Source organism: Rhizobium sp. RSm-3 (assembly GCF_001854685.1).
GTDB classification, from domain to species: Bacteria; Pseudomonadota; Alphaproteobacteria; order Rhizobiales; family Rhizobiaceae; genus Rhizobium; species Rhizobium ecuadorense.
This window is the reverse complement of the sequence record NZ_MAWZ01000015.1, coordinates 96,593-106,381: the sequence shown is the minus strand read 5'-3', so window position 1 is coordinate 106,381 and position 9,789 is coordinate 96,593. Positions and strand designations below refer to the sequence as shown.

The 9,789-nt window shown below is 62.0% G+C and carries 7 protein-coding genes; 4 read left to right on the top strand and 3 right to left on the bottom strand.

Annotation, left to right across the window (positions count from 1 at the left end; translation table 11 throughout):
- Window positions 1–191: 191 nt before the first annotated feature.
- Window positions 192–1,343 carry an ROK family transcriptional regulator gene (locus BBJ66_RS16600; RefSeq protein WP_071088430.1) on the bottom strand — a complete coding sequence of 384 codons (1,152 nt, stop codon included), beginning with the start codon at window positions 1,341–1,343 and terminating at the stop codon, window positions 192–194.
- Window positions 1,344–1,518: 175 nt separating this feature from the next.
- Here BBJ66_RS16600 and BBJ66_RS16595 point away from each other — a divergent pair, with 175 nt between their 5' ends.
- Entirely contained in the window at window positions 1,519–2,547 is a 1,029-nt protein-coding gene (locus BBJ66_RS16595; protein ID WP_071088428.1) for an AraC family transcriptional regulator, read from the top strand.
- A gap of 47 nt (window positions 2,548–2,594) precedes the next feature.
- Here the strand turns inward: BBJ66_RS16595 and BBJ66_RS16590 are convergent, their stop codons facing one another.
- Together BBJ66_RS16590 and BBJ66_RS16585 are read right to left on the bottom strand one after the other, a co-directional pair.
- Window positions 2,595–3,632 carry a LacI family DNA-binding transcriptional regulator gene (locus tag BBJ66_RS16590; RefSeq protein WP_071088426.1) on the bottom strand — a complete coding sequence of 346 codons (1,038 nt, stop codon included), beginning with the start codon at window positions 3,630–3,632 and terminating at the stop codon, window positions 2,595–2,597.
- Between the two features lie 177 nt (window positions 3,633–3,809).
- On the bottom strand, window positions 3,810–4,442 hold the full coding sequence (locus BBJ66_RS16585) for a TetR/AcrR family transcriptional regulator (protein ID WP_071088423.1): 633 nt from the start codon (window positions 4,440–4,442) through the stop codon (window positions 3,810–3,812).
- Window positions 4,443–4,554: 112 nt separating this feature from the next.
- Here BBJ66_RS16585 and BBJ66_RS16580 point away from each other — a divergent pair, with 112 nt between their 5' ends.
- Genes BBJ66_RS16580 through BBJ66_RS16570 form a run of 3 tightly spaced genes read left to right on the top strand, consistent with a single transcriptional unit; the run spans window position 4,555 to window position 9,781 of the window.
- Window positions 4,555–5,628, top strand: coding sequence for an efflux RND transporter periplasmic adaptor subunit (locus tag BBJ66_RS16580; protein WP_071088421.1), 1,074 nt, complete (start codon window positions 4,555–4,557; stop codon window positions 5,626–5,628).
- Window positions 5,625–6,713 (top strand): efflux RND transporter periplasmic adaptor subunit, encoded by a 1,089-nt coding sequence (locus BBJ66_RS16575; protein ID WP_071088418.1) that lies wholly within the window; start codon window positions 5,625–5,627, stop codon window positions 6,711–6,713. The genes BBJ66_RS16580 and BBJ66_RS16575 overlap by 4 nt, the downstream gene beginning before the upstream one ends.
- Window positions 6,710–9,781: an efflux RND transporter permease subunit gene (locus BBJ66_RS16570; RefSeq protein WP_071088416.1), complete on the top strand. Its 3,072-nt coding sequence runs from the start codon at window positions 6,710–6,712 to the stop codon at window positions 9,779–9,781. Before BBJ66_RS16575 ends, BBJ66_RS16570 begins: the two co-directional genes overlap by 4 nt.
- The last annotated feature ends 8 nt before the right edge of the window (window positions 9,782–9,789 follow it).

Sequence of the window (9,789 nt, the reverse complement as noted above, 5' to 3'; positions counted from 1 at the left end):
TTTGGCTCGAACCATAGAGACAATCAAACCAAACGAATGCGCAAACTACATCCGAAACGCAGGATATGGGTCAACCTAAATGCAAAACGGTCTAGATAGCGCAGCTCGGGTTCGATCGCCTGGGCCGCTTCAAGTTCTGATAGGCAACTCCTCGGGTTCCGCTTCATCGAGGTACTGCCGGCGACCGGGTATCACAAAACGGTTTCGAACAGCGGGATCAGGGCCGCGCCGATTGCGCCCGGGGCATCGATGATCTGTGCCACGGCAAGGCTGGGAACGTCGCGCAAGACGCCGTGCCGAGGCAGATTGTTGAATTCGGTCCGTTCGATCAGCATTCTCGCCAGCGAAGGCGGAAGCTCGCCGCCAAGGACGATGAGGGCCGGGTCGAAGATCGCGCAGATCGCATTGATGGCGCGATTATGGGCCGGCATGACGCGGTCGACCCATTCGCGAACGCCCTCCCAATCCACCAGCTTTTCGTTCTTCAGATCCTTGAGAGTTAGGTCCGAGCGCCCCTTGCTGCGAAGATATTCGAGCAATTGGCCGAGTGCGGGGCGATCGTCATAGTCCTGACGCGCGAAGAGAACGGAGAATTCGCCGGCGTTGCCGAAGCTGCCGCGAAACGGCATGCCTCCGGACACCAGGCCGCCGCCGTAGCCATGAAGATGGGCGATATAAGCGAAATCCGCGACATCACGGCCAACGCCGAAAATTGCTTCCGCCAAAGCTGCGGTCCGGGCGACATTGTCTGCCCAGACCGGCAGGCCAAGCAGTTCCCCAAGCAAAGGCGCCAAGTCTATCAGCGACCAATGAGCGAGCGGCAGAGGACAGTTGAAGGCCGTCTCCAGCATGCGGTGGCCGGCGACCGCGAGGCCGACGCCGAGCACGTCGCGCCGTGTGGCGCCCCGGCGGGCAAGAATGTCTTCGACCGCCGCTTCAATCCGTTCCAGCTCCGCCGGCAGCGAAGCGCCTGCCTGCGGGATTTCCATATTTTCCAGAGGCTCGCCGAAACCCATGAGGCAAAGGCCGATCGAGCCGACATTCACGGAGATGCCAAGCGTCAGACACCAATCCTTTCGCAGCGTCAGCTCCGGACTGGGTGGGCCCGCCCGCCGGCCTTCCGAATGCGAAAACACGATCATTCCGCGCTCATGAAGCCGGGCGACGATCCTGTGCAGGGATTGCTGGGTGAGATCGAGCGGCTCGGTCAGGTCGGAGCGCTCGATCCCCGGAGACTTCCAGATCAACCGCAAGAGGTCCCGTTCGTTGCGGGAGGCAACCCGCGCCGGTTGTACGTCTCGCAGAAAATGGGCCGCGACATGGTTTAGAGGAACGTACTTCATTTTCGGATCGTTTTGAATTACACTGTAGGTGTGAAGCTAAAGAGGAGGGGACGCTTTATTTCCATCAGTGGCAAGGAAATTCATCCATGGTGTTGGCGGTCCTGCTTACCTCATCGAGATTGGTCAGGCCAGTCGCGATGACGTCTCGTGTGGCTAGAGAAAAGAATCGAGTTGCATGATTTCATTGAGACCCGAGAATACAGCCCGCGTTCTTGAGCCTGAGGGTTATGGGTTTGTGCCGACACATGAAGGCACCAACTTCGAATCGATGGTTCAAGCCTTTTCGACAGGATACGGGGTTTTCGGCGCGCAGCCGCTGAGCAACGACCGGACTTTCGCCTGGGCGGCGGACTTGAGGAGGACCGAGGCATTCACGGTGATTCATTCGGTATACCAGAGTTCCTGGACACTCCGAACGCTCGATGAAACGCCGCAACATCTTGCGTTTTACCTGCCGCAGACGGGATCCCATCGATTGTCGATCGGAAAAAGGGTGGTTGAAAGCGGCGCCGGTCATCTTCTAATGGCCAACAACCATGAGGCCGGTGATCGTTTCATCCAAGGCCCGCATAGGTCGGACGTTCTCTTTCTGGACTGGCAGGTCGTCAGGCGAATGCTCGTTTCGCTTGTGGAAACGCCGCTCTCCGAATCGCTTGACCTTGAGCCCATCCTGGATCTCGCGACGCAGTCGGGCCAGCTTATCGGCAACCTGGTGCAGACGATCGTACAGGGCATGCGCAACGGCGGTCCGCTTCTGTCTTCTCCTCTCGCCACGGCAACGATGAGCGAAACGCTCGCGCATCTCGTCATCCGATTTGGCCACCACCGTCTGTCAGGCCATCTGGAAAAAAAGAAAGTGTCGCTGGTTGCGCCTTGGCATGTCCGGCGTGCCATCGACTATATGCATGCCAATATCGCAGAACCTCTCACCATGACGATGGTTGCGGACGATGTCGGCGTTTCCCTTCGTGCGCTGCAGACGGGCTTCAAGGCCTTCAGGGGAACCTCGCCGGCTGGTTACCTGCGCACGATCCGGCTGCAAGCGGCCCGTGAGCAACTGCGGGATCCAACGAACCAGCGATCCGTCCGCGAAATCTGCATGATATGGGGGTTCGCCCATGCCGGCAGGTTCTCCATCATCTACCGCAGCACCTTCGGCGAAAGTCCGCGGGATACGCGCCTGCGGGCGGAGCGCTTGCGTTGATTTGGGGCTATGGAGCCCTCAAGATTCTGTCGTCTTCCTACAGGTTTTTAGCGCGGCGGCGCAATGCTGCCGCGCAGGACGAGGTGGCATCCGAGTTCCAGGCGATGGGCCGGCCGCTGCGGGTCGTTGGCGACCAGCCTCTGTTCGATGAGCGCAAGCGCGGCAGCGCCGAGCTTGTCAGTGGGAACGCTGACCGTTGACAGCGGCGGACGGCTGAATTCGCCGGGGACGATATCGTCGAAGCCCAGCACGGAGATCGCTTCAGGCACGCCTATGTCGCGATCGGCCAATGCCTTCAAGCAGCCGAGCGCCAGATTGTCGGCGGCGCAGAAGACGGCGGTGGCACCTTTCATCGTGGGATCGCGGTCAAGCAGTGCGTTGATGGCAGCTTCGCCGTGACGAGGCTCATATCCTTCGGCCTCGACGATCATGTCTTCGGGCACCGGAAGCTGCGCTGCGAAATAGGCATCGGAAAAACCGTCATATCGGCGCTGGATCGTCGTGCGGCCCTTCCAGGTCAGGTGCAGGATGCGGCGATGTCCGAGCGCCAGCAGGTGCTCGATGCCGAGCCGCGCCCCGAAGCGGTTTTCCGGTGTCACCGTATCGACCAGCATGGCAGGATCCTCGCCGTTGACGATGACAACAGGCATATCAGGGGAGGAGAGGCTGCGGATGAGCTCCGGCTGATCGTCGTTCAGCACCACGATGCCGTCGGCGCGCTCGGAGAGCGCGATCTGCCTGACCTGGGCGCCGTCGATGCGCCGGCCGGTGCTGACGAAAGGCACGATCCGGATGCCGCGACGCTCGCACTCCTTCCTGAGACCGTTGAGGATCGTCCAGCTCACCAGGTTGAGGTCGCTCTCCGGCGCGGCATCGCCCGGAATGGCAAGAAGCAGGACGCGCAGCGCCGCGATCGTCGCCTTCTTCCTGCGGCGGTCGAGATAACCTAAGCGTTTGGCCGAATCCAGAACCCTTTCGCGCACTTCGACCGTCAGCGGCGCGGTTCCGTTCAGCGCATGCGAGGCCGTACTAAGCGATACATCAGCGTCGCGCGCGACATCCTTGAGATTGACTTTGCGTTCCACTTTATTCCGTCGCGAATTGAGGTTTCGCCTTCGAAGACACAAGCTAACGCGATGTTTTCACATAAAGACTTCAGAAAAGCTACGTGCGCCTTCGCCTATTTTTCGGCTTTCGGCGAAAACCGGCCGCAGCGCTGCGGCAAACGAAGCGATGATCGCTGCGCTAGGAGCCCTTAGCGATCACTGAGGTTTGGTGAGCAGGCCGTTGAACAGCAGGTCGAAATAGGTCCGCAGGAAGGCCTCCTTGTTGGGAGTGGGCACGCGGCGGTCGTCGAATATCAGCCGCAGAACCGTCGTCGTCAGGATGGGCGCGACCACGATGTCGGAGAATTCCACGGGAACTGGGCGAAACTCCCCCGATGCCACGCCCTCCAGGATCAGGGCGTCGATCTTGGCGATGATCGGGGCAATGAACTGATCGTGGTGGCGATCGATCAGGTCGGGGAAACGCTGTCCCTCCGAGATGACCAGCCGCGTCAATTCGCGCGTCGCGCGGTCCTCGGGGATCCGGTCGTAAAAGAGGCCGAGAATGGAGGCCAGTTTCTCGGCGGAGCCGCCGCTGAGCCGATCGGCGATCGCGACCAATTCCTGAAAGGGCACGGAGAAATGGTTGATCATGGCTTCGAATAGCTTTTCCTTCGTCTCGAAGTAGACGTAGACCGTGCCCTTGGTGACGCCGACTCTGTCAGCGATGTCTTCGACGCGTGTGCCGGCAAAGCCGCATTTGACGAATTCCTCAAAGGCGGCATCCAGGATCTGGATCGGCCGCAGCGCCTTCTGTTCCGCCCTTGTGAGCTTCTTTTGAGCTGCCATTTCCTAGCTCCTCCTGTTGGCTGCGCGCACCTCATTCCCGCGACGCAAAGTTTCATTGACTAATCCGTCAGTCAATTATATAGCAGCTGCCGTTGAGAGCAAGAGGTCAACTATGAGAACCATTCTGGTCGCCACAACGATCGTATGCGCCATCGGTCTCGGATCATGCAGCGATTCGAGCGGGCCGACAGAGCCTATCCCGCGGCAGGTCGGCGTCGTCGTGGCCAAGTCTGAGCCGCTGGCCGAGGGCGGCGTGCTGACCGGAGAAGTCCGGGCCCGTATCCAGACCGATCTGTCCTTCCGCGTCAGCGGCAAGATCGTCGAGCGGCTGGTGGAGGTCGGGCAGAGCGTGAAGGCGGGCGAGGTGCTGGCGCGCATCGATCCGGAAGAGCAGAAGGCCGACCTGGATGTGGCCGCCGCCAATCTTCAGTCCGCTGAGGCGCAGCAGACCCAGGCGCAGCTTGCATACGACCGCCAACAGAGCCTGTTTCGAACGCAGGTGACGACGCGTGCCGCGCTCGATCAGGCGCAAGAAGCGCTTCTGACCGCGCAGGCATCGACGAAGTCGGCGCAGGCACTGTTGGAAACCGCTCAGGACACTCTGTCCTACACTGATTTGAAGGCGGATGCCGACGGTGTGATCACCGCCCGCAATGCCGAAGTAGGACAGGTGGCGCAGGCAGCCCAGGTCGTCTTCACCCTTGCTCATGACGGCGACCGTGACGCCGTGTTCGAAGTGGTCGAAAGCGCATTCCTGCGTCCGGTGGACGGCGATGGAACCGTGACTCTTCTGTCGGACCCTTCGCAGAAGATCGCGGCTAGGGTTCGCGAGATTTCTCCGACGATCGATTCTTCCACCGGCACGATCAGGGTCAAGGTCGCGATAACGAGCAATGCTCCCATTCCGCTCGGCGCCCCCGTCGTCGGGCGATTCACTTACGTCCCGCAGGAGGTCATCCAATTGCCCTGGTCGGCCATGACCTCCAAAGACGGCAAACCGGCTGTCTGGATCGTCGATCCCGCATCGTCGGCCGCTTCGGTCAGGGCGGTTGAGATCGCCGGTTACGAGACCGGCAGCTTCATCGTCAAATCGGGTGTGACGGCAGGAGAGGTCGTGGTGACCGACGGAACCAAGTTTCTCAGGCCCGGTGAAATCGTGTCTTATCTTAAGGAAGCTTCCAAGTGAGTATTCGTCTCAAGATAGCCGCACTGATGGTGGGCACCGCCCTGGTCTCGTCCTGCTCGCCGAAGGCAGAAGAGAGCGGGGAGGAAGCGGCCCGCCCGGTGCTGTCGATGACGGTCAAGCAGACGCCGGCTTCGAGCCTCAGCCTGACCGGCACCATCGAGCCGACGATCGAGACCGATCTCGGCTTCCGGATTCTCGGGCGAATGATCGCCCGCAACGTCAACGTCGGCGATATCGTCAGGAAGGGTGACGTGGTTGCGGCCATCGATCCCGTGGCGCTGGAGCTTGCCGTGCGCAACGCGCAGTCCGACGTAGAAAACAGCGACGCCCAGCTCAGAAACGCGGTGACCACCGAGCAGCGCCAGCGCGCGTTGCTGGAGTCGCGCTCCGGCACCGAGGCCGCGCTCGAAGAGGCCGAGCAGGGGAGACGGACCGCCGCCGCTGCCGTCGCCAAGGCGCAGGCCAATCTCGACAAGGCCAAGGAGCAGCTCGGCTATGCCCAGCTTCAGGCGGAGTTCGACGGGGTGGTGACGGCGACCTCGGCCGAGGTCGGGCAGGTCGTCTCTGCCGGCCAGACCGTCGTCACGATCGCGCGGCCGGACAAGCGTGACGCCGTGGTCGACGTGCCGCAGGGCGCCGCCCAGAAACTGAAGGTCGGCGCGCCTTTCGAGGTGACGCTGCAGCTCGATCCCTCAATTCGCACATCGGGGGTGGTGCGGGAGATCGCGCCGGAGGCGGAGACGGCCACGCGCACGAGCAGGACCAAGATTGCGCTGAGCGACCCGCCTGAAGCCTTCAGGCTCGGCGCTGTGATATCGGCCTCGGCCACCATCGCTGCCGATCCAGAGATCGTGCTGCCGTCTTCCGCAGTCCTTGCCGGTACCGACGGTCCGAGCGTCTGGATCGTCGATGTGCCCGGCAAGAAGGTCTCGCTCCGCCGCGTGAAGATCGACGGCGACGTCGCCGACGGCGATACCGTCCGCGTCATCGAAGGGCTCGCCCCCGGAGAACGGGTGGCCGTGGCCGGCGTGCATAAACTTGAAGATGGCCAGGCCATCAGGATCGACCAGGAGATCAGCCAGTGAAGTCCTTCAATCTTTCCGACTGGGCGCTCGAACACCGTTCGCTCGTCTGGTACTTCATGATCGTCTTCATTCTCGCCGGCGCCTTCTCCTATTTGAACCTCGGCCGCGAGGAAGACCCGAACTTCACGATCAAGACGATGGTGATCACCGCCCAGTGGCCCGGCGCTTCCGCTGAGGAAGTCACACGGCAGGTGACCGACCGGATCGAGAAGAAGCTCCAGGAACTGGAATCGCTCGACTACACCAAGAGCGAGACCGTTGCCGGCCAGACGACCGTCTTCGTCGAACTGCTGCCGACGACCAAGGCTCGGGATGTTGCGCCGACCTGGCTGCGCATCCGCAACATGATCGCCGATATCAAGTCTGATTTTCCGACCGGCGTGGTCGGCCCCTTCTTCAATGATCGCTTCGGCGACGTATTCGGAAACATCTATGCCTTCACCAGCGACGGATTKAGCCAGCGCCAGCTCCGCGATCTCGTGGAAAATGCCCGCTCCGAAGTTCTGACCGTGCCCGATGTCGGCAAGGTCGATGTGATCGGCGCGCAGGACGAGGCGATCTATCTCGAATTCTCCACCCGCCAGATCGCAGCCCTCGGCATCGACCAGCAGTCGGTCATCCAGACCCTGCAGGCGCAGAATGCCGTCACGCAGTCCGGCTTCGTCGATGCCGGGCCGGAGCGTATCGCCTTGCGGGTGAGCGGACAGTTCTCCTCCGAGGAAAGCCTGCGGTCGATCAACCTCCGCATCAACGACCGATTCTTCCCGCTGACCGACGTCGCCACGATCAAGCGCGGCTATGTCGACCCGCCGTCGGCGCTGTTTCGCTTCAACGGCGAGCCGGCGATCGGGCTTGCGATCGGCATGAAGCAGGGCGCCAATCTGCTGCAGTTCGGCGAGGGGCTCGACGCGCAGATGAAACGCGTCGTCGCCGATCTTCCGATCGGCGTGGATGTCCACCGCGTTTCCGACCAGCCGCAGGTCGTCGATGAAGCGGTTTCGGGCTTCACCCGCGCGCTCTTCGAAGCGATCGTCATCGTGCTCGTCATCAGCTTCATCAGTCTTGGCCTTCGCGCCGGCATGGTGGTGGCGATCTCCATACCGCTCGTGCTGGCGATCACCTTCGTGGTGATGGAATATTCCGGCATCTCGCTGCAGCGCATCTCGCTTGGCGCGCTCATCATCGCGCTCGGGCTGCTCGTCGACGACGCCATGATCGCCGTCGAAATGATGGTGGCCCGCCTGGAGGCGGGCGACGATCTGAGGAAAGCTGCCACCTACGTCTATACCTCGACCGCCTTTCCAATGCTGACGGGAACGCTTGTCACCGTCGCGGGCTTCATTCCCGTCGGTCTCAACAACAGCGCCGCTGGCGAATTCACCTTCACGCTTTTCGTGGTCATCGCGGTTTCGCTGGTCGTTTCCTGGGTCGTGGCGGTGCTGTTCACGCCGCTCCTCGGCGTCACCATCCTGCCGAAGACCATGAAGTCGCATCACGAAAAGAAGGGTCGTTTTGCCGCCGTCTTCTCCTGGCTTCTGGGGCTGGCGATGCGCTGGCGCTGGATCACCATCATTCTGACGGTCGGCGTCTTCGGCCTCTCGATCGGCGGCATGGGGCTGGTGCAGCAGCAGTTCTTCCCCAATTCCGACAGGCCTGAGCTGATCATCGACTGGAACCTGCCGCACAACAGTTCGATTGCCGAGACCAACAGACAGATGGCCAGGTTCGAAAAGGAGATGCTGGCCGGCAACAAGGATATAGACCACTGGACGACCTATGTCGGCCAGGGCGCCCCGCGCTTTATCCTCTCCTTCGACGTGCAGACGCCCGACGTGTCGTTCGGACAGACGGTGATCGTCACCAAGGGCCTCGACGTGCGCGACAAGGTGCGGGCGGACCTGCAGGACTATCTGACGAAAACCTTCCCCGGCACCGACGCTTTCGTGAAGCTTCTCGATATAGGCCCGCCCGTGGGCAAGCCGGTCCAGTACCGCATCAGCGGCCCCGATATCCAGAAGGTCCGGGATGTCTCCCAGCAATTTGCCGGCGTCGTCGGCACGCATCCGCTGCTGTCGAACATGGTGCTGGACTGGAACGAGCCCTCACGTGTGGTCAAGGTCGATGTGCTGCAGGACAAGGCGCGCCAGCTCGGCGTCTCCTCGGAGGATATCGCCACCGCTCTCAACGGCATCGTCGAAGGCTCCACCGCCACGCAGATCCGCGACGACATCTACCTGGTCAACGTCATAGGGCGGGCGAGGGCTTCGGAGCGCGACTCCATCCAGACGCTTGAGAATTTGCAGCTCTCGACCTCGAACGGCAAGGTCGTGCCGCTCTCGGCGGTGGCGAACTTTCGCTACGAGCTCGAGCAGCCAACGATCTGGCGTCGTGACCGGCAGCCGACCATCACCCTCAAGGCGGCCGTCATCGGTTCGACGCAGCCGGCCACGATCGTCGACCAGCTCAAGCCGAAGGTCGAGGAATTCCAGAAGAACCTGCCTGTGGGATACAAGGTGGAAGTGGGCGGCGCGGTCGAATCGAGCGCCGAGGCCCAGGGGCCGATCGCGGCGGTGGCTCCGCTGATGCTGTTCATCATGGCGACGATCCTGATGATCCAGCTGCAGAGCTTCAGCCGCCTCTTCTTGGTCTTTGCGGTGGCGCCGACGGCGCTGATCGGCGTGGTCGCGGCGCTCCTGCTCAGCAACGCGCCCATGGGCTTCGTGGCGATCCTCGGCGTCTTGGCGCTGATCGGCATCCTGATCCGCAACTCGGTCATCCTGGTCGTACAGATCGAGCATCTGCGCGCCGAAGGTGTCGCGGCCTGGCAGGCGGTCATCGAGGCCACCGAGCACCGCATGCGGCCGATCATGCTGACAGCCGCGGCTGCCACCCTCGCGCTGATCCCGATCTCGCGCGAGATCTTCTGGGGGCCGATGGCCTATGCCATGATGGGCGGCATCGTTGTGGGAACCGCGCTCACCCTGTTGTTCCTGCCGGCGCTCTACGTCGCCTGGTTCAGGATCCCGAGGGATGAAGGCGTTAAAGCCGACGTCCCGGTGGAAGCCTGAGGACGAAC